Here is an 18,591-nt window from a genome sequence, read left to right on the forward strand (position 1 = left end):
TGATGTTTCAGCAGTTCGTAATAAAGCTCAGGATGGGTTTGAAATGCATAAACTGCTGCTCGCTGCTTTGACTCTTTTATTGCTCACAGCCTGCGAAAAAGAAAATAAGATATTTAGTGGATATATTGATACGGATCTAGTCTATTTGTCGGCGGATTTTGGCGGTCGACTAACCGATTTAGCTGTATTAAAAGGACAGTTAGTCAAAACAAATCAATTTCTATTCAAGCTCGAACAAACGAGTGAACTTTTTAATGTCAAAATGAGCAAACTAACCCAAAAAGATCTGCTTGCTCAACGTCAACAAATAGTGACCCAACTCAATTACAATGAAATCAACTATCGGCGTACCCTGGAAATGCGTAAGCAAAATGCAGCAAGCCAAAATGATCTTGATGCAGCTCAACGAGATTTAAACATTTCAAAAGAGCAACTTAATGATATTGATTTTAGACTCAAGAACAATCAGGTAGATACCGCCGACAAAAAATGGCAGATGACGCGCAAAGAGAACTTTGCACCGGATTTGGGAATTGTATTTGATACGTATTACACACGCGGCGAGTTTGTCCAAGCAGGTGCGCCTGTGCTTTCCTTAATTACCAAAAACAATATTAAAGCTATATTTTTCGTTCCTGAAGAACGGCTTTCTCAATTGAGCCTTAATGAGCACGTTAAGATTAAGACCGATCACAATGAAAATTTTGCTGAGGGGCATATTTTCTTTATTTCAAATATTGCTGAATACACTCCCCCTATTATTTATTCTCGCGAGGAACGTCAACGCCTTGTATTCAGAATCGAAGCCAAAATCGATTGTCCTGATCTAGAAAAAATTCATCTCGGGCAACCGGTGACTTTGGAATTAGCTTGATGAGTGATTTTGTAATTGATGTGAAACAATTAACAAAAAAATTCGATAATAAAGTGGCAGTCGATCACATTAACCTACAAGTAGAAAAAGGCTCCATATTTGGTTTTCTGGGCTCAAACGGTAGTGGTAAGACAACAACGATCCGGATGATCTGTGGTCTTTTAACGCCCACAGATGGAGAAGGGGCCTGTCTTGGATATGATATAAAAACCCAAAGTGATGAGATAAAAAAACGCACTGGGTATATGCCTCAAAAATTCAGTTTTTATACGGGATTGACTGTTCATGAAAACCTCCGCTTTATTGCCGATATTTTTCAAGTAAAAAATTGCGATCAAGCAATAGAAGAAATGATTCAAGAACTCGGGCTTACAGACTATCAAAAAGTACAAGCAGGTAATTTATCGGGGGGATGGAAACAGCGTTTGGCCTTAGCATGCAGTTTGCTGCATAAACCTCAATTATTATTTTTGGATGAACCTACAGCTGGCGTTGATCCAAAAGCACGTAAAGAATTTTGGGATTATTTGCATAAGATTTCCTCACGCGACGGCACCACAATTCTGGTAACTACCCATTATATGGATGAAGCCGAAAAGTGCACTGATCTGGCATACATTAATTTAGGGAAATTATTATATACAGGCCGCACAAAAGATTTAATTCCGCAGTCAAAAGTTAAAACATATATCTTAGAAGTTGATAGAAAAGAGCAAAATAAATTAATGGAACAATTGCTTGATTCATACCCAAAGCTATTAGCTTCAATTGTAAATAATGAATTGCGAATTTCATCACGCGATCCTGATTTATTGGATAAAGTCATTCAAGAAAACAGCGATCGTTCATTTACAGAGAGCACACCTTCTTTTGAAGAGGTTTTTATCGGATTAATGCGATGAACTATAAAGGTCTATTACAAGGAATATCTCTAACCCGTCTTGGTGGGTTAATACGTAAAGAATTTATTCTTGTCACTCGAGATCATGGTACCATTGCGATGCTCGTTATTTTACCCATTATGCTACTTATTCTCTTTGGCTTTGCCATTCAATTCGATCCAAAGCACCTGCCTACTACCATCATCAGTTATGATAACACACCACTGACTCGAAGCTATGTCAGCGCACTTGAAGCTTCAGGTTATTTTAAAATAACGAACGAACTATTAGATGAACATAAAAAGAATCAAGATTTCGCGAATGGAAAAATAAGTCTCGCTTTTACTATTCCTCCCAATTTTACGCGGAAGTACATTCGTAAAGAAAATCCCCAGTTACTGGTTGAAATCGATGGCTCCGATCCAGGAAGCAGTGCCAGTGCACTTAGCAATGCACTGCCTATATTGAATCGAACCCTAAATACGTTCAATCAACAAGGTTTAGGCTCACCCTCTCCAACGCATTCAGATAGAAGCGTTAATCTCACCATTCACCGACTTTATAACGAATCCAATACAAGTTCTTATAATATCGTTCCTGGCTTAATTGGTGTGTTGCTAACCCTGACCATGGTAATGCTGACGTCAACTGCGATTACCTCAGAAAAAGAATCTGGCACTATGGAAATGCTCTTAAGTACTCCATTAAAACCATTGGAGATCATTCTTGGTAAAGTGATCCCCTACATTGTGTTAGGTTATTTACAACTCACAAGCATACTCATTTTTGGCAAGTTATTAATTCATATTCCTACCGAAGGAAGCATTCTTTTGCTTTACATAGCCGTCGCGCCATTTATTATCGCTAATTTAATGGTTGGCATGATTTTTTCTACCATCGCCCAGATGCCGATGCAAGCGATGCAATTGAGTGTCTTTTATCAATTACCCTCTATGTTTTTATCGGGTTATATTTTTTCTTTTTATGGCATGCCGACATGGGCTCAGTTCATAGGATACTGCCTGCCTATGACCTACTTTGTCCGAATTGCCCGCGGAATTTTACTAAAGGGCAACACACTCGTTCAAATTATCCCAAATATTTTACCTATTTTGTTAATCTCTTTTGTTTTGATTCTTTTGACAGGAAAAATATTTAGAACAAAGCTCGACTAATTAAATTTATTTAAAATTGGCCCAATTATGAAACTAAAAATTATCTTGCTCAATCTATTTGCCATAATACTTGGAGGATGTTGCAAAAACTGCATTATTCATGAAAAGGTGAGTTATCCTAAAAGTACGCGTAGTGGAGTAAAATACCTCAATAACCAAGCTGATTTAAGTCGTTTTGCGTGGTGGAAAAAGTTGCATGATCCAGAGCTCAATCAACTTATGGCCCAAGCCTTAGCCTGTAATGATTCGATTAGAAGTTCCTATGCGACAATTGAGCAAGCACAAGCCCAACTTAAAGCGGCTCAATATGCCTGGATACCCACTCTAGATGGAAGCGGTACTGGGTTTACAGGTGGAACTTGGAATACTCATATTACACCCAAAGGCCAATTAGCAAATAATCCTTTTTTTGGAAACATTTCCAATCTGAGATTTAGAGGATACAACGCCGGATTTGTTCCAGGGTACACCTTAAATATCTTAAATAATATTAGTAATATTAAGGCGGCAAAAGCCTCTTTAGCCATGGAAGAAGCGCAAACCCAGTCAATAAAATTAAGTATTATTAGCCAAATGAGCGGTACGTACTTTATGCTCTTGAGTCAACGAGAACAATTGGCCGTAGAAAAAGCTCTGAGTGGCGATTTGCGGAAACTACGTCAGCTCGAACAAATTCGATTCAAAAAAGGCGCCAGTAATATCGAAGCCATCACCAATTTAGATCAACAGATTGCCCAAGAGGAAGCAAATATTCCTCTAATTGAAAATATCGCAGCACAAAGTGAAAATACAATTCGCCTCTTATTGAATCAAAATCCAGGGCCTATTACTACTCATCGTAGCTTATTTTCTTTAAATACAAGTCATCTGATACCTAAATCCTTACCTTCAGCAGTATTAAAAAATCGTCCTGACATTATGATCGCCTTAAATAACTTGAGAATGGCGCAAGCGCAAATTGGAGTCGCCTATTCTGCATTTTTCCCAACGATTGCCCTGACTAGTTTAATTGGCGGGGCATCTGTTGATTTAACCCATATTTTAAAATTGAGTACTAACATTTGGATTGCTGAAGCAGCTGCATCAACAAAAATTCTCAATGCCAGTTCCTATCAAAACATCAAAGCAGCCAAGGCTGGATTCAAAGCAATTTATTATGATTACCTTGGAACCCTTCACTCTGCATTCGTAGATGTTGATGATGCTCTTACAAACGAGCAAAAAAACAATTTATCTTACATACAAACACAAAAAGGATATTTGGCAGCCCAAAAAGCATATGCTATTGCAAAAGCCCAATATAAAGCAGGGGCAAGAGATTATCGCAATGTGATCAATGCAAAAATAAATCTTGACCGAAGTAAATTAAATTTAATTCAACAAAAGGCTCAATTACTCGATAGTCTCGTGCAAGTGTATAACGCTGTTGCGGGAGGATATGCAGCGGGGTAATTTACTGGATCCCGCGAACACGTCGCGGGCAGTAGGCAGAGAGGAAATATCAAAAAATAGTCTTATCTTAGTACCATCATGATTTACCTCTTGATAGACTCTAATTTCAATTCCAGGTTTCACTACATCGCTTTAAATCAGGCCTTTTCATCAAGCGCTTGCTCAACAACTTTGACTAATCTTCCCGCTTCTGGAGATGTAGTTGAATAGAAATAGTCAATAAGCTCGCCGTTACGATTAATAAGATATTTATGAAAATTCCATTTTGGTGCCGTGCCAAACCCTAATTTCTGTCTAGCCCAAAGATAAAAAGGATGCGCATCTTTTCCTGAAACCACTTCTTTCGCCGCCATCGGAAAAGTTACACCATAATTAACTTGGCAAAAACTAGCAATTTCCTCCTCAGTACCCGGCTCTTGACCACCAAAATCGTTTGAAGGAACTCCAAGTATAACTAAACCCCTATCTTTATAGGTTTCATAAAGTTTTTCTAAGCGTGCATATTGCGGAGTAAAACCACATTTTGACGCCGTATTTACAACAATTAACACCTTCCCTTTAAAAGATGACAAGGGAAGGGAATCATGCCCGCGTAATGTATGAAATGAATAATCATATGCATTGTCATGAAGTGGTGTATCAGCTGCTGATAAATTAGAAGTCATCGTAAACCATCCTAGTATTATAAATGAGAGAAAATACATGGTTATCCCTAATATTATTGAAACTCAGAACTGAATCCGTTTTGGGACTAAAATCAATAATATACTATTGACCTTGTAAAGCAAGAATGAAAAAATCAGCCCCCATCCTTAGGTTGACTCTAAGGAATATTTAAATTTTGCAATCTAGCCAAAGGAAAAGGAATAAGAGGTATGCTGTATGTTGTTTTCTTCTAAACTCCATGAAGAGTTTTTTTCCGTAGCACCAGACTTTTCTAATTGTTTTCACTTGATTAATAAAGTTCATCATGAAGAATGTACTTATTTTATTGAGTCTTTATCCACTTTAGAAAAATTACTTGAAGAAAAGCGGTTTAGGAATGAAGACCCTACCCTACGTTTTTTAGTTGATATGGACGGGCGTGTATGGTTCGCCAGGGAAACTCGCCCCAATATCAGTGCTCCTAAACATTTTCAAATGACTGGCAAGCCTCAAAATAAAGCGCAATGTCAAACTGCTGGGAATATAAAATTTACCAATTCCAAATGCACGACTTTAAAAAATATTAATCATCGAAGTGGCGACTTTCAACCCTCTTTTTATTCATTACGCATCTTTTTAGCCATTCTCATTTTGAACGAAGAGGCTTTACCTTTTAAGTTACCAAGAACCCTTGTGGTAAAAGAATTGGATAGCAATGGTGAGGTCATTAATAAACACCGATGGCCTGTTTCCAAGATTAAAAAATGGGTGGGAACTTTTAATAATAAATCATTGGTTATGCAATTAAAAAAACAAGGCGCCCAAACAAAACAAGTACATTACAAAGCAACAAATGAGTTGTGTTATGAACTTTAAAAACCATTAAATATGCTATTTTTGGAGTGTGTGTTTGTCTAACTGCCGACTAATTTTTTCTCGCACTTCAAGCATCTCTGCTTCGTCCTTATAATTAGTTCGCGGCCAGAAAAAACCTTTAAGTCCATCGTGTTTGTTTCTGGGAACAATGTGTATATGAAGATGAGGGATGCTTTGGCTAATTGAATTATTCATTGCAATGAAACTTCCTGCCGCGCCCATCGCTTTCTCAACAGCGGTTCCCAGTTTTTGCGTGAGTAAAAAAAGGGGGGCGACCTGAGCCTCAGGTACTTCATAAAATGTTTTAATATGCATTTTAGGGGCTAACAATGTATGGCCTGGAAAAAGAGGTCGAGAGTCCAGAAAGGCTATAAAATGCTCGTCTTCAAAAACAATAAATGATTTTTCTTTTTTTGCCACGATCAAATCAATAACACATTCATTGGTCATTTTATATCCCTATTGTTACTTCCATTATACCTCAGGAATTACCTCAATTGCAGGTAAAAAATACTACACTATTATTTGTTCTTTTTTATCTAGATGATTTTAGTGCCATACTTTATTATCTAGTTTTTTTAAATAAAGATAAGTCGGAGTAAAAAATATTATGAAAAAATATTCTCTCCTTTTGTTCTTAGTCCTTTCTCTGTTTCAATACAATAATGTTGCCCATTCACTCACCTTAAAAAGTCCAGACTTTAAAATGAATTCGCTAATTCCAGATCCTTATACGTGTACTGGAGCAGATCAATCTCCACCTTTAGCTTGGAGTAACATCCCACCCAAAACACAATCGTTTGCGCTGGTTGTAGACGATCTAGATTCTCCTGAAGGCATCTGGACGCACTGGATTTTATTTAATATACCTCCCAATGTAAAAAATTTAGAAGCTGGAAGCCCAGTTCCTTCTGGAGCCGCAAATGCAAAAAATAGTTGGGATGGTTTAGGATATCGAGGTCCTTGTCCTCCTTTTGGAATTGCTCATAGCTATCATTTTAAATTATACGCTTTAGATACCGTATTAAATCTAGGTGATGGTACAACACGAGATTTAGTTTTGAATGCCATGACTGGACATGTTATCGGTGAAGCTGATTTAGTCGGAATATACCAAAGATTTAAGCAATAAAACCGGTTTGTATACGTTACAAAAATGTAGCCTGGGTGCAGCAAAGCAATACACGAATTTCACTTTACCGCACCCAGGCTATAATGCACTATTCTAAGCCAAATCTACTTGGCAAACATCTTTTTTGCAAATGCATTCCACTGCTCTTTGACAAAAAACAATCCAGAACTGATAATTAATTATCAGTTTAAAGATCATTTTACTTTTACTTGAGAACATGACATGCACGCTGAGCTTTTTTATACAATCAATCGTGTCAACTCTATTCCACTTTATTTAATATCTCCGAAGCAATTACAGAACCAAAATACGACCTTAACTCCAGCAGAGCGTAATTATTTTGTCCAAACTCAATTTAATGGAGCAATCGGCGAATATTGCTTATTTCATAATACCGAGGGTTTATTAGAGAAAGTCTATGTAGGGACTGGTAATGAACCGCAAATATTAGCGATGGCTCATGCAGCTCTCTTATTACCAGCAAACCATTATCAACTGCAAGAACCTTGTTCTCAGGAAGCAGCTTTATATTGGGCGTTAGCGCAATACCGTTTTGAACAATACAAAAAAGACGCTCCTCCTCCTCGTGTCTTAGTAGTTGAACCCCCAATACTTTCTGATTTAATCCTTTTAGCCCAAGCTCACTTTTTAGTACGTGATCTAATCAATCAGCCCGCGAGTGATATGGGACCTAAAGAAATGGCAAATACGGTGGACGCATTAGCCGCCGAACATAATGCACAATTCGAACAATGGATTGGCGATGAATTGTTACAGGCTAATTATCCCGCCATTCATGCAGTTGGCCGTGCCTCCCAATCAGAACCACGCCTGCTCTCCTTAACCTGGGGTGATGAAAAAAATCCTCACATCACCTTAATTGGCAAAGGGGTTTGTTTCGATACTGGAGGATTGAATCTGAAATCTCCCTACGGGATGCGCATCATGAAAAAAGACATGGGCGGAGCAGCCCATGCAATAGGTCTTGCTTACTGGATTATGAAACGAAACTTACCTATTCGTTTACATTTACTTATCCCTGCAGTGGAAAATGCTGTTGGGCCTCATGCTTTTAGACCAGGTGATATTTTAATTATGCGTAATGGCTTAAGTGTTGAAATCGATAATACAGATGCGGAAGGACGTCTGATTTTAGCCGATGTTTTAGTAAGAGCTTGTGAAGAAGAGCCTGAATTATTGATTGACTTTGCCACTTTATCCTCCGCAGCTCGTGTTTCTGTAGGAACTGAAATATCAGCATTTTTTACCAATGATGAATCTTTAGCCGCGGGAATAATCAAGGCCTCCCATAAAGCGGCTGATCCTGTATGGCAACTCCCGTTATTTGCAGCTTATGAAAAATTTCTGCGCTCATCTATTGCTGATATGACCAATAGTAGTGACTACCCTTATGGTGGAGCGATTATCGCAGCATTATTTCTCCAACGATACATCACCAAAACAACCCCTTGGGTACATTTTGACATTATGGCATGGAATGAGCAAAGTAAACCTGGGAGACCCGAAGGCGGAGAAGCCATGGGATTACGTGCAGTCATGGAGTATTTGTTGTCTGTTTATGGCTAAGTGTGGGGTTGTAACTTAAAGCTTGGATGAATGCGTAAGCTAAACCGAGGCTAGTTTGAACTCAGCCAATGGATAGTAATTTTGCCCACCCTTTTCTGCTCTACTTTCTATAAGATGGATCTTATTAACCGTGATTGCGGGAATCGTTGGTTTTTTTATGGTCTCCAACAATTCATAGCGCATTCCCCTCCGAATCAATCGTCCCATGGTCATGTGTCCGCGAAATGGGCGTGTTTCAATTGGAATATTTAAACCAATTAGCGCACTCCCAATTGTATCAGCCAACTTCGCTAAAGTAACTTGGGGTTGAACGGACAATGAAAGAATCTTAGGATGACGTAATGTTGGAAACCATTCAAAAGGACCGAATTCGAGTTGAAATGCGGGGACATTTTTTATTGCAGCGTCTACGCTTTTAGTCACAGCCATCAACTGCTCTTGCGGTAAGTTCCCGAGAAACTGTAATGTAATATGCATTTTTTCTATATGAACCCAGCGAATGTACTCTGAAGGAATAATATGATGTAACATCTTTAAATCAGCTGAGAGACCAACCTGAGTTTCCTTCGGGAGGACAATGGCGAAAAAAGTTCGTAATGTATGCATCATTTTCCTCATAAATTGGGACTATCTATAATAGTATTGCTCAAATGTGACTGTCCTATAGACCGCAAATCTCGTTGCATGAAGTAATCGGTTCTATCAATTAGAATGGGTTATAGATAAATTTTAATCAAGGTGATAGGATTGCGACTTTTTGTTTGAACGTCAATGACATACCGCCCTGATATTGATGGACTTAGAGCCATTGCGATTATACTGGTCTTAATTTATCACGCAGGACTCTCTTTTTTTCCTTCAGGATTTATAGGAGTCGATGTATTTTTTGTTATCTCTGGTTTTCTCATTACGCGGATTATCCATGAATCACTCCAAAATGATTCATTTTCCTTTTTAGATTTTTACAATCGAAGACTCTGGCGCTTGCAACCTGTTTTTATCTGTTTGCTCTTTTTGACAACTACCTTAACTTTGATGTTTTTTTTACCTGATGACTTAATGCAATACAGCAGGAGCGCTCGCAAAACTTCTTTATTTTTGTCTAATATGTTCTTTGATAAAACGACAACCGGTTATTTTTCACCGGATACGCATCAACTTCCTTTACTGCATACCTGGTCTCTTTCAATAGAATGGCAATGTTATTTACTTTTACCACTCCTTATCTATTGTTTACATCGTTTCGCACCTAAGAGATATTTGATTCCTATTCTAATTGGACTGACCTTTTTCGCATTGCTAGGCTCTTTATACAATGCCAGAACATTACCTGCGCATACGTATTACTTACTCCCCAGTAGAATCTTTGAATTTTTAACTGGTTCGTGTGTTGCATTCATTCAGATGACAATTCATTCAACCAAGAAATACCTTTTAAGCCTTATGGGTGGTCTGGCATTCATAACCTTACTCTATATTGCTCGTCTTAATCCAATTTTAGCAGGGTATCCTGATGTGAATGCCTTGGTTGTATGTAGTGCCACTGGTTTTCTTATTGCCATAGGAACGTGTTCCCCTAAAAACATCTTCAGCCAATTACTTTCCAGTAAACCTTTAGTATTCATAGGCCTGTTGTCTTATTCACTTTATATTTGGCATTGGGTTATTTTCTCAGTTCTAAGATATCAAAGCATAGTGGAAACCCCCATCGTTTTATTGGCTGCTTTAGGGATTACTTTTGTTTTAGCCTATCTCTCTTGGCGTTTTATCGAAAAACCATCCAAACGTTGGAAGAACATGCCCTTTCGTCATACCTTTGTGCTTCTATTATTAGCTCCCATGCTTGTTGTTCACCTGACTGACTATGTGATAAAAAAAAATCATGGGTTTCCTCAACGTTTTGATGGAGAGCTATTAACCGTGTATCAACAATTAGACCAATACAACAGCCCGCTTAGGGATGTGTGTATTACCGATCACCTGCATGAAATCAATATGCAATGCCTCGCCGGCGCAAAGAAAGCAGATAGTAAGCGTGCGTTAATGATTGGGGATTCATTTTCCAATCATTATTGGGGCTTTGTCGATGTATTAGGGCAAGCAGCGAATGTTTCCATTTTAATGCAAACCGTATCTTCCTGCTTAACCTTACCTGACATTTATCTTTATGACTGGTGGCACTTTAAAAATCAAGTTTATCCACTCTGTCATGAACTAACCCAAAAGTATTATCAAATGATCCAAAATAATCATTATGATTATGTCATTATTGGACAATTATGGGCTGATTATTTGTCAGAAAACATCATCAATAACTTGGATGATCAACGCTCTTTACTCTTGACCAAAAAGCGATTGGAAGAAGCTTTGGATAAAGCTCTATCAATCATTACCAAATCGGGAGCAAAACCCGTATTGATGCACTCAACCGCGTTAATGCAAAATAATTTCCATGATTGTTTTTTTAAACATATAAAATTAAGAACATCATATACGCCTCATGAATGTGATTTTAACTTTAATGAGGAACAGTGGTTTAAGCAATTATTTAATAAAATGAAAAATAAATACCCGCAATTAATTATAATCGATCCCAAAGAAGTACAATGCGAGCAGAATGTTTGTAAAGCAGACATCAATGGCATCCCCGTATATCGTGATGTAGGTCATATTACTGATTACGCTTCATACCAATTTGGTACGCTTTATTTACAAAAATTTCCTAATCCTTTGGGCTAATTTACTCTCTTAAGACAATGTTATAAGAAATTTTGTAGTTATATGCTACATTAGGTTTGATGTTATTCATTCTCATCAGGGATTTTGTTCTATTCTTTAATAGTACTAAAAATATCATGTCGAGTTATAACTGCGAGTTATCATGAATACAACGACTACACACTCTTCTGATATCCTTTTGGAGATTGCCAACCATAAGGATTTACAAGGCGAATTAACCTATCAAGAAATTTTACAAATTCTAGGCGAACGCGCATTTGGAATTGTATTGTTGTTTTTTGCTTTACCAAGCGCTTTACCTTTTTCTACGGTGCCCGGTGTTTCGCTTGTATTTAGTGTGCCCATAGCACTCTTTGCCTGCCAAATGGTATTTGCTAGAAAGACATTATGGTTACCCCAAATTATTGCCAAACGTACGATTCATCAAAAAACCATTTCTAAAGTAATCCGTGTGACAGTACCTTATTTGACTAAAATTGAACACTTTTTGAAACCACGCTGGGAGTTCATGACCTCTCGCATTATGGAAATAATCAATGGAATACTTATTTTTTGTTTAGCAATACTGTTGATGCTACCGATCCCGTTAAGCAATTTTATCTTTGCGGCTCTGCTCATTATTTTTAGCTTGGGATTAATCGAACGCGACGGCTTACTTATTGTTGTAGGATATATTGGGATCATTTTTTACTTCAGCTTCATCTATTTTTTTATTGAAACCGTCACGAAGCATTTATTTCATTAGATCGTACTTACTAAAACTTATGTGGACCATTTGCAGAACAGATCAAGATTTGAACACCAATCACGGATTCAAATCTTGATCGAAGATTAATTATGATCTATCCAGCACTTTTGGTCTGATTTGTTATAATGTTAGACAACCCATAAACCATGATGGATTTACCAACATCTGCAGAATTAAAATTACCGTACCCGCAACCAAGCATAACAAGGCCTTTGGCAACAGATGGTCCTACATACATAGCCCCCTCATCACAGTTCATTTCCTTTAAATAGGCACCTGTTTTAGCATCAAGCGCATACACTGTTCCATAATAGACAGGCCAATAAACAATGTCATTCGCATTTGCAGGTACACCATTACTTCTCCCTTTTTGTTGATGCGCTAAAGGAATTTTGCTGCTGTTAGGCATTACGTTGACCGGTACCTTAAATTGCTTATTTTTTATTACGATGTCAAAATTTAGCCCATATTTAAATCGCTCATCGACCGAATAAAGCTTATTTGGACAACCAGGAGAATTGACATCAACGATCTCGGATCGTGCAGGTAGAGTTTGCCATTTTAGTTGCCCAGTATTCGCATCAATCGCATTAAGATAACCTGACATACAGGTTTTCCTACCATTTGCTAATATAGACAAATAATTTACAAATCCTCCAAAGTTCGGCACAATCCCACCAGCAGAACAAGCCATATAGATCGTTTCATTCTTTGGATCGTAACTTAATCCCCAGTGAGCTCCTCCTAGAGCGCTTCCTACACATACATCAGCTTTTCTAATAACCTTTCCAGTCGCAGCATTAATCCAAAATAGGGACCCGCCCTTATTATGGGAAATAACCACTTTACCTAATGATTTGAGATCGGCCACAATAGGAGAGCTACCGCTCACATCCCAGTCAGGACCTGGAACTGGAACACTGCACGGTTGATCAATATTAAGTCCACAAGAACCTTGCCAATTATCAATACCTTGTGTTGACACATGCCAAGCGTAGCTACCATCTTTTATCTTCAAAGCAATTATAGAATTCGATGCAAGTGGTTGCGTGATTCCTAATTGCTTTAATCTGGCCTCTGCTTCTTTTAAACACTCAGTAGACCCTTTTCCTGTTTGTCCTTTTTGCGTGGTACTAAATGTAGGCGTAGTAATTGATTGCGGTCTTTGCATACATGCAGTAACAAAATCTGGATAATTATAAAGTTGTCCCGCACCATAAATAACCAGACCAAGCTCTGGGATAATCGAAGGGGCACTCGCCCAAACACCACCACCGGCAAACCAAGTACCTGGTTGATAGTTAGCCGGACGGGGTGGAATGGTGAATTGGGTCCACTTGATTGAAGGCATATCTGGAGATAAACCTTGCCCCCCTAAATTAAGGGCGATCATATGCCCTCTAAAAGTCATGGGGATGTTATCAAAAGCATTATTTAAACTTGAAAATCCAAGATAAGCGGTATTTTTATAGATGCGCGGACTTGCCGTAGTACTTGGTGTCACCGCATCCATTCCCACAGCCACCTCACTTGGGTCCACCAAGTCTATTTGCCACAATTTTTCGCCAGTTTTTGCATCAACCGCAACTGCAAAGGGAGGGGTTATAAACCATAAGCTGGGAGGTAAAGAAAAAACGCTATCAATAGCAGTATACAGCAGTGCCCCCTGACCATTACCCCGCTCATAATAAGCGGGTGAGGAACGAACCGATGGTGTAAATCCAAAAGGAAGAACAAGACCCACTAAAGTACTTACGTTTTGTACCCAAAGTTGATTACATCCTATAAAGTTACCATACTCATCGCGTTGAATTTGATGAGCCCCTATTACTCCAGCAAAACCAGTCCAATAGATAGTATCATTTACAATAACTGGTTTGGCACTGTTCGAAAAACTTGATGAATTTGATGGAGTGGGTACAAGACCTTGGGTATAGTCAATTTTGCATAATTCTACGATTTTTTTCACATTATCGACAGTAATACCCGAGTTGATATTGTGCTGACTATTTTGAATATTTTGTCCCCAGTTATTCCAATCCGCTAATTCTTTCGTTTTAGTAATGGACAAAATATTGTCCTTATCAGGTTGATAACACTGATTTGGATTAGCACCTCCATTTGAATTCGCCTGGCATAGTACTGGGCCGTGATGGATACCACTAATCGGGAGCATATGCCCAATGATTTTAAATGTAGCCACACAACTATCTCTCTTGGTTCCTTTAGGTGCTAGACGACAAGTATTAGTCTGGACAAGGCCGGGTGTCGGTTGTAAGGCGAGAATTTTCGCTTTTTTTGATTGGTTTTGAACCTTATACGCAATCGTTGCTGTTACATTTTCAGGAATAGATTGTTTGTTATTGCCAGCCTCTAAGGTCATCGTCCATAGAGGCTTCTCGGCCTGTACCGTAGATATACAGCTTATTCCGAGAAAAAAACAAAAGATAGGTAGCTTTTTTATCATACAAAGTCCTTAAGCTGTATAGGTTATATTGAACATTACACCGTTTGTATATAAATGGTTGAGTGTTATCCCAGAGTTCAGAGTTTGACCCTCTGCTCTACCCAGACGACTCTTACCCCAGTCAGAAAACTCATAACCTGCACCTACTTGCCAATTCTGAGTCAATGATTTTTGGATTCCTGCGCCCACAGTATAAGTAAAGGTGGTTTGAGTGTGAGAGGCAAAATTAGGATTGACTATGGCTTCAAAAATCTTCGGAGTATTTCTAAAAGAACGAGCCTCATTAAAACCAACACCAATACTCCCACTCACCCAAGGCATCACTACAAATCCCATATCAGCCAATAATTTCCCTTTTGCAGCAATATGAGTATGCTGAATTTTGTAGCCATAGGTAAAATTATCAAATTCAGGATCTGCATCATCCCAAATTTCCCCTGAAAGACTTGCATTCGTCGTTGCAGCTACTGCCACTCCTAGCTGCCCCTGAATGGTGGGATTAAATGACCGGTGTAAACCTAAAAATACTTCAAAATTTGCTAGTGCATCCGTTGAGTTATCTGCAGCATAAGTCTTTTCAATAAAGGGAGTTAGGAAAAGGCTTTGGCTTTTACCCCCATCTTCCCACACAGGGCCGATACTAAGCGACCCAACCCAGGGAAACGCTGAAGGTTCAATAGCCCCCATAGTTCCAGCCAAAGAACTTTTTGTCAGAATTCCTGCCAATAAAATTACAAGTGATTTTAGTTTCAAAACACAGCTCCTTGTTTATAAATTGTCTATCCATGAACAGTAAAAGTAGATATCAAAAAGATAAGCCCCTCTTAATTTAAAATATTTTTTTAAGATAATCAAAATAGAGCCCTAGCATACATTTCTATTTCGAATGATATTGATTGTCTACGCACTCATCTTTTACTTCATAAATACTGTAAAAATTGAGTGAATACCGAGTAATATGACTACGATTCCAGCCAACAACATAATGAGTCGAGGTTGAATATAACGAACGAGGAAGGCAGCAAAAGGAGAGGCTATTGCCCCCCCGACAATTAACCCTAGAATAATTAACCAATGAGTGATTCCAATTGTAAAAAAGAAGGTAGCAGAAACACTAATAGTAATTAAAAACTCGGTTAAATTAACTGAACCTATGGTGTAATGAGGGGTCGTACCTTGTACTAGTAATGTAGAATTAACTATAGCTCCCCACCCGCCGCCACCTGTGGCATCAAAGACCCCCCCAAAAAATCCAAGTGGAATTAATCCCCGTGCATGATTAGAAGGCAACGCACGCCTTGTAACTCGTTTAACCATAAAATTTTTTATGAGTCGAATAATTTTTCCACCTTGGAGAGCCCGGTACAAAATAAATACACCCATGATGATTAAGTAAATTGCAATAAAAGGCTTTGCCAATTTTTCTGAAACTTTTGTTAAACCATATGCTCCTAAGATACATCCTAAAATCCCAGGGATAGCCAAACGCCTAAATAAAGCATAATCAATGTTTTTAAACATTGCATGAGAAAAACCTGAAATACCTGTGGTAACAATCTCAGAAGTATGCACGGTCGCACTTGCCACTGCGGGAGAAATCCCATAAGTAACTAATATACCGGTAATAATCACCCCATAAGCCATGCCCAATGCACCATCAACTATTTGTGCAATAAAACCAACTAATGCAAAAATTAAGAATTGCTCCATAAATATCCCTTTTTCATGTGAACACAGTTTGGCTTATTTACTTATTACGCCACAACTTGCTCGCAACGATTGAGCCCCCGAGTATTATCACAATCATTGCAAGGGTTAATACTACAGGAATATCAATGATGTCATGCACAATCATTTTTATCCCAACCAAACCTAAAATTAAACCTAACCCATAATTGAGATAATAAAATTTATTTTGGATGTGTGCCAAGATAAAGTACAAGGATCGCAGTCCCAGTATGGCAAAAGCATTCGAAGAGCACGCAATAAATGGGTCTTGAGTAATTCCCAATACGGCAGGAATACTGTCGACAGCAAAAATTAAATCGCTTACTTCGATAAATATAAGAACTACGAATAAAGGAGTTATAAAATACGAATTATTCTTTTTAACAATTAAACGTTCATCGGTAATGGTTTTTGTTATGGGAAAGAATTTTCTTAATGTTCTTAGAACAAAATTATTCGCAATAAATTGTTCGTCTTTAAATAAAGTAAAGAATTTAGATGCGGAATAAAGGAGTAATAATCCAAATAAGTAAAAAATCCAATGAAATTTATTGATAAGCCATATGCCAACAATAATAAGTGTTATTCTCATCACTATAGCACCCAATACCCCAAACAAGAGTAGACGACGCTGATATTTCATAGGTATAGAAAAATATTTAAAGATCATGACAAAAACGAATATATTATCGATAGATAATGACTCTTCAATCAAATAAGCAGTAAAAAATTCAAGTGCTTTTTGGTTTGCAATATGGCTTGTTTCACTATGCAGTAGATACACCCATAAAAAGGCATTGAATAGTAACGCTAACAAAATCCACACCGTGACCCATATAATCGATAACTTTAACGAAGTATGGCCCCCTTTTTTACGGGTTAAAAAAATAATATCAATACTTAAGACGATGAGTATTAAGACAATAAAAAACAACCATAACCACCAGGTACCTATAGAATGCATTTTACCTTTCCTGACTCTTTAAACACTTATTGTTATTCATTTCTAGATTCATTTCTTTTCATTTGCTACCAAATCTTTATAAAGTTCTGAGCCACTCATAAATTTTTGCACTAAATAATCGTGGCGCAAGCGGTTCGCAATGACCACCAGTACCGTCCTCATCATGAAAAAGTATGTATTGTTTTTTGCATTGCAACTGATCATATAATTTTTTTGCTTGACCTAAGGTGATGTATTCTAAAGTATTATCACAAACCAGCATGGGGCACTGAATACCTTCGACCAATCCATTCAAAGTATACGCACGAGTTCTACTGAGCATTTCTTCAACCGTTTTCGCACCAAACCGCCACTTCCTACTTTCTAGCATAAACCTTAAATTTTCATCTGTCCTCATGAGATGTGTTAACGCATGCTCTAAAGGAACATCCTGCAAATCTGGGAACTGAGTCATAAAAGAATTAAATTTAGCCTCGAGATTACCACTTGCATCAAATATACCGGGATCCACAATACAACCTGCAATTCGCTTTTCTTTTGTTACCGCTCGAGCAGCAAGATAACCACCAAAACTTCGGCCCATTAAGAAAATCTTATTAGGATCGATTTCAGGACGATTGATAATAAAATCAATGACTGGCTCAATTACTCGCTCCCAATCCGGGATAAAAGGCATTTTGTTTAATCGGAGCATGCTGCCTTGACCTGGACCTTCAAAGTTTAGGCAGTGAAAGCCCCTCTGTAGCGCTTCGGCTGCTGTACTAAAATATAATTCTTCCTTGGTGCTATCGCCCCCACCCGTATCAATAAGAATGGGTTTGGGATGATTAGATTGAGTCTGATTTAGGTAGAGATATCCAGGCAAGGAGGTATTTTCAAAGGGAATTTCTACTTTTTCTACTGGAGTTTCAAAATACTCAAGTGCTTGATGAAAAGCACGAATGCTATATTGTAATGCCTGCTCAATCCTGGGATCAGTAGGTACATCCTCCAAGAAAAAAAACGCGGTCCGATAATAAGTACATGCACGCAGAAATGCCATTTTTGCATCAAAGTGCAACCCTTGGCTACGGTAGGTTTCAGCCATACTAAAATTGCTATCACCAAAGGCAGTCCATCGAGCATACCAGCTTTCTTTATCACCCGGCTCTATTTGACTTGCTATAGCAAAACATTCTCCAATTTCAGCACCTTGATAGGTTGCACATCCCAAGCTTCTTATTAACTGCGCATTAAAAAGTGCCGGCTTGATGAAGTCTTGCATGAAACATCCTTATTTTTCAGCGATTTTCTAATAGTCTATTAGAATTTAATACTAAAAAA

General features: G+C 38.1%; 17 protein-coding genes. 9 read left to right on the forward strand and 8 right to left on the reverse strand.

Annotated features, from left to right (window positions below):
* Positions 1–43 precede the first annotated feature (43 nt).
* From ACWTEW_RS32460 to ACWTEW_RS32475, 4 genes are read left to right on the forward strand one after another with little or no spacing between them, the layout of a single operon-like run.
* On the forward strand, positions 44–874 hold the full coding sequence (locus tag ACWTEW_RS32460) for an HlyD family secretion protein (RefSeq protein WP_454782100.1): 831 nt from the start codon (positions 44–46) through the stop codon (positions 872–874).
* On the forward strand, positions 874–1,776 hold the full coding sequence (locus tag ACWTEW_RS32465) for an ABC transporter ATP-binding protein (protein ID WP_454782101.1): 903 nt from the start codon (positions 874–876) through the stop codon (positions 1,774–1,776). The genes ACWTEW_RS32460 and ACWTEW_RS32465 overlap by 1 nt, the downstream gene beginning before the upstream one ends.
* The gene (locus tag ACWTEW_RS32470; protein WP_454782102.1) at positions 1,773–2,930 is read left to right on the forward strand and encodes an ABC transporter permease; all 1,158 of its coding nucleotides are present in this window, start codon (positions 1,773–1,775) and stop codon (positions 2,928–2,930) included. The genes ACWTEW_RS32465 and ACWTEW_RS32470 overlap by 4 nt, the downstream gene beginning before the upstream one ends.
* A 27-nt stretch (positions 2,931–2,957) precedes the next feature.
* Positions 2,958–4,382: a TolC family protein gene (locus ACWTEW_RS32475; protein WP_454782103.1), complete on the forward strand. Its 1,425-nt coding sequence runs from the start codon at positions 2,958–2,960 to the stop codon at positions 4,380–4,382.
* A 137-nt stretch (positions 4,383–4,519) separates the two neighbouring features.
* Here ACWTEW_RS32475 and ACWTEW_RS32480 read toward each other — a convergent pair whose 3' ends face one another.
* Entirely contained in the window at positions 4,520–5,047 is a 528-nt protein-coding gene (locus ACWTEW_RS32480) for a glutathione peroxidase (protein WP_454782104.1), read from the reverse strand.
* Positions 5,048–5,264: 217 nt separating this feature from the next.
* Here ACWTEW_RS32480 and ACWTEW_RS32485 point away from each other — a divergent pair, with 217 nt between their 5' ends.
* Complete coding sequence (locus ACWTEW_RS32485; protein ID WP_454782105.1) at positions 5,265–5,903, forward strand: hypothetical protein; 639 nt, start codon at positions 5,265–5,267, stop codon at positions 5,901–5,903.
* Positions 5,904–5,918: 15 nt separating this feature from the next.
* Here ACWTEW_RS32485 and ACWTEW_RS32490 read toward each other — a convergent pair whose 3' ends face one another.
* Positions 5,919–6,353: an HIT family protein gene (locus tag ACWTEW_RS32490; protein ID WP_454782106.1), complete on the reverse strand. Its 435-nt coding sequence runs from the start codon at positions 6,351–6,353 to the stop codon at positions 5,919–5,921.
* 160 nt (positions 6,354–6,513) lie between these two features.
* Here ACWTEW_RS32490 and ACWTEW_RS32495 point away from each other — a divergent pair, with 160 nt between their 5' ends.
* Entirely contained in the window at positions 6,514–7,035 is a 522-nt protein-coding gene (locus ACWTEW_RS32495) for a YbhB/YbcL family Raf kinase inhibitor-like protein (protein WP_454782107.1), read from the forward strand.
* Positions 7,036–7,257: 222 nt separating this feature from the next.
* A complete protein-coding gene (locus ACWTEW_RS32500) occupies positions 7,258–8,622 on the forward strand; it encodes a leucyl aminopeptidase family protein (RefSeq protein ID WP_454782108.1) in 1,365 nt (454 codons plus the stop codon).
* A gap of 39 nt (positions 8,623–8,661) precedes the next feature.
* On the opposite strand, the gene thpR is transcribed toward ACWTEW_RS32500, so the two are convergent.
* Positions 8,662–9,231: an RNA 2',3'-cyclic phosphodiesterase gene (gene thpR, locus ACWTEW_RS32505; RefSeq protein ID WP_454782109.1), complete on the reverse strand. Its 570-nt coding sequence runs from the start codon at positions 9,229–9,231 to the stop codon at positions 8,662–8,664.
* A gap of 162 nt (positions 9,232–9,393) precedes the next feature.
* Here thpR and ACWTEW_RS32510 point away from each other — a divergent pair, with 162 nt between their 5' ends.
* Both ACWTEW_RS32510 and ACWTEW_RS32515 read left to right on the forward strand, forming a co-directional pair.
* The gene (locus ACWTEW_RS32510) at positions 9,394–11,361 is read left to right on the forward strand and encodes an acyltransferase family protein (RefSeq protein ID WP_454782110.1); all 1,968 of its coding nucleotides are present in this window, start codon (positions 9,394–9,396) and stop codon (positions 11,359–11,361) included.
* 142 nt (positions 11,362–11,503) lie between these two features.
* Positions 11,504–12,106: an exopolysaccharide biosynthesis protein gene (locus tag ACWTEW_RS32515; RefSeq protein WP_454782111.1), complete on the forward strand. Its 603-nt coding sequence runs from the start codon at positions 11,504–11,506 to the stop codon at positions 12,104–12,106.
* Between the two features lie 97 nt (positions 12,107–12,203).
* Here the strand turns inward: ACWTEW_RS32515 and ACWTEW_RS32520 are convergent, their stop codons facing one another.
* From ACWTEW_RS32520 to ACWTEW_RS32540, 5 genes are all read right to left on the reverse strand, one after another.
* Positions 12,204–14,576, reverse strand: a complete 2,373-nt coding sequence (locus ACWTEW_RS32520; protein WP_454782112.1) for a hypothetical protein — start codon at positions 14,574–14,576, stop codon at positions 12,204–12,206.
* Positions 14,577–14,585: 9 nt separating this feature from the next.
* On the reverse strand, positions 14,586–15,329 hold the full coding sequence (locus ACWTEW_RS32525) for an outer membrane protein (protein ID WP_454782113.1): 744 nt from the start codon (positions 15,327–15,329) through the stop codon (positions 14,586–14,588).
* A 162-nt stretch (positions 15,330–15,491) separates the two neighbouring features.
* Entirely contained in the window at positions 15,492–16,286 is a 795-nt protein-coding gene (locus ACWTEW_RS32530; RefSeq protein ID WP_454782114.1) for a sulfite exporter TauE/SafE family protein, read from the reverse strand.
* 37 nt (positions 16,287–16,323) lie between these two features.
* Positions 16,324–17,268, reverse strand: a complete 945-nt coding sequence (locus tag ACWTEW_RS32535; protein WP_454782115.1) for a TerC/Alx family metal homeostasis membrane protein — start codon at positions 17,266–17,268, stop codon at positions 16,324–16,326.
* Positions 17,269–17,344: 76 nt separating this feature from the next.
* Positions 17,345–18,532 carry an alpha/beta hydrolase family protein gene (locus ACWTEW_RS32540; protein WP_454782116.1) on the reverse strand — a complete coding sequence of 396 codons (1,188 nt, stop codon included), beginning with the start codon at positions 18,530–18,532 and terminating at the stop codon, positions 17,345–17,347.
* Positions 18,533–18,591 lie beyond the last annotated feature (59 nt).

The sequence above is a fragment of the Legionella stuttgartensis genome (assembly GCF_977063405.2).

Coding starts and splice junctions, on each gene's coding strand:
- ACWTEW_RS32520 (WP_454782112.1), bottom strand. CDS start 14,576: ATGATAAAAAAGCTACCTATCTTTTGTTTTTTTCTCGGAATAAGCTGT.
- ACWTEW_RS32500 (WP_454782108.1), top strand. CDS start 7,258: ATGCACGCTGAGCTTTTTTATACAATCAATCGTGTCAACTCTATTCCA.
- ACWTEW_RS32540 (WP_454782116.1), bottom strand. CDS start 18,532: ATGCAAGACTTCATCAAGCCGGCACTTTTTAATGCGCAGTTAATAAGA.
- ACWTEW_RS32495 (WP_454782107.1), top strand. CDS start 6,514: ATGAAAAAATATTCTCTCCTTTTGTTCTTAGTCCTTTCTCTGTTTCAA.
- ACWTEW_RS32460 (WP_454782100.1), top strand. CDS start 44: ATGCATAAACTGCTGCTCGCTGCTTTGACTCTTTTATTGCTCACAGCC.
- ACWTEW_RS32530 (WP_454782114.1), bottom strand. CDS start 16,286: ATGGAGCAATTCTTAATTTTTGCATTAGTTGGTTTTATTGCACAAATA.
- thpR (WP_454782109.1), bottom strand. CDS start 9,231: ATGATGCATACATTACGAACTTTTTTCGCCATTGTCCTCCCGAAGGAA.
- ACWTEW_RS32485 (WP_454782105.1), top strand. CDS start 5,265: ATGTTGTTTTCTTCTAAACTCCATGAAGAGTTTTTTTCCGTAGCACCA.
- ACWTEW_RS32470 (WP_454782102.1), top strand. CDS start 1,773: ATGAACTATAAAGGTCTATTACAAGGAATATCTCTAACCCGTCTTGGT.
- ACWTEW_RS32480 (WP_454782104.1), bottom strand. CDS start 5,047: ATGACTTCTAATTTATCAGCAGCTGATACACCACTTCATGACAATGCA.
- ACWTEW_RS32475 (WP_454782103.1), top strand. CDS start 2,958: ATGAAACTAAAAATTATCTTGCTCAATCTATTTGCCATAATACTTGGA.
- ACWTEW_RS32515 (WP_454782111.1), top strand. CDS start 11,504: ATGAATACAACGACTACACACTCTTCTGATATCCTTTTGGAGATTGCC.
- ACWTEW_RS32490 (WP_454782106.1), bottom strand. CDS start 6,353: ATGACCAATGAATGTGTTATTGATTTGATCGTGGCAAAAAAAGAAAAA.
- ACWTEW_RS32465 (WP_454782101.1), top strand. CDS start 874: ATGAGTGATTTTGTAATTGATGTGAAACAATTAACAAAAAAATTCGAT.
- ACWTEW_RS32535 (WP_454782115.1), bottom strand. CDS start 17,268: ATGCATTCTATAGGTACCTGGTGGTTATGGTTGTTTTTTATTGTCTTA.
- ACWTEW_RS32510 (WP_454782110.1), top strand. CDS start 9,394: ATGACATACCGCCCTGATATTGATGGACTTAGAGCCATTGCGATTATA.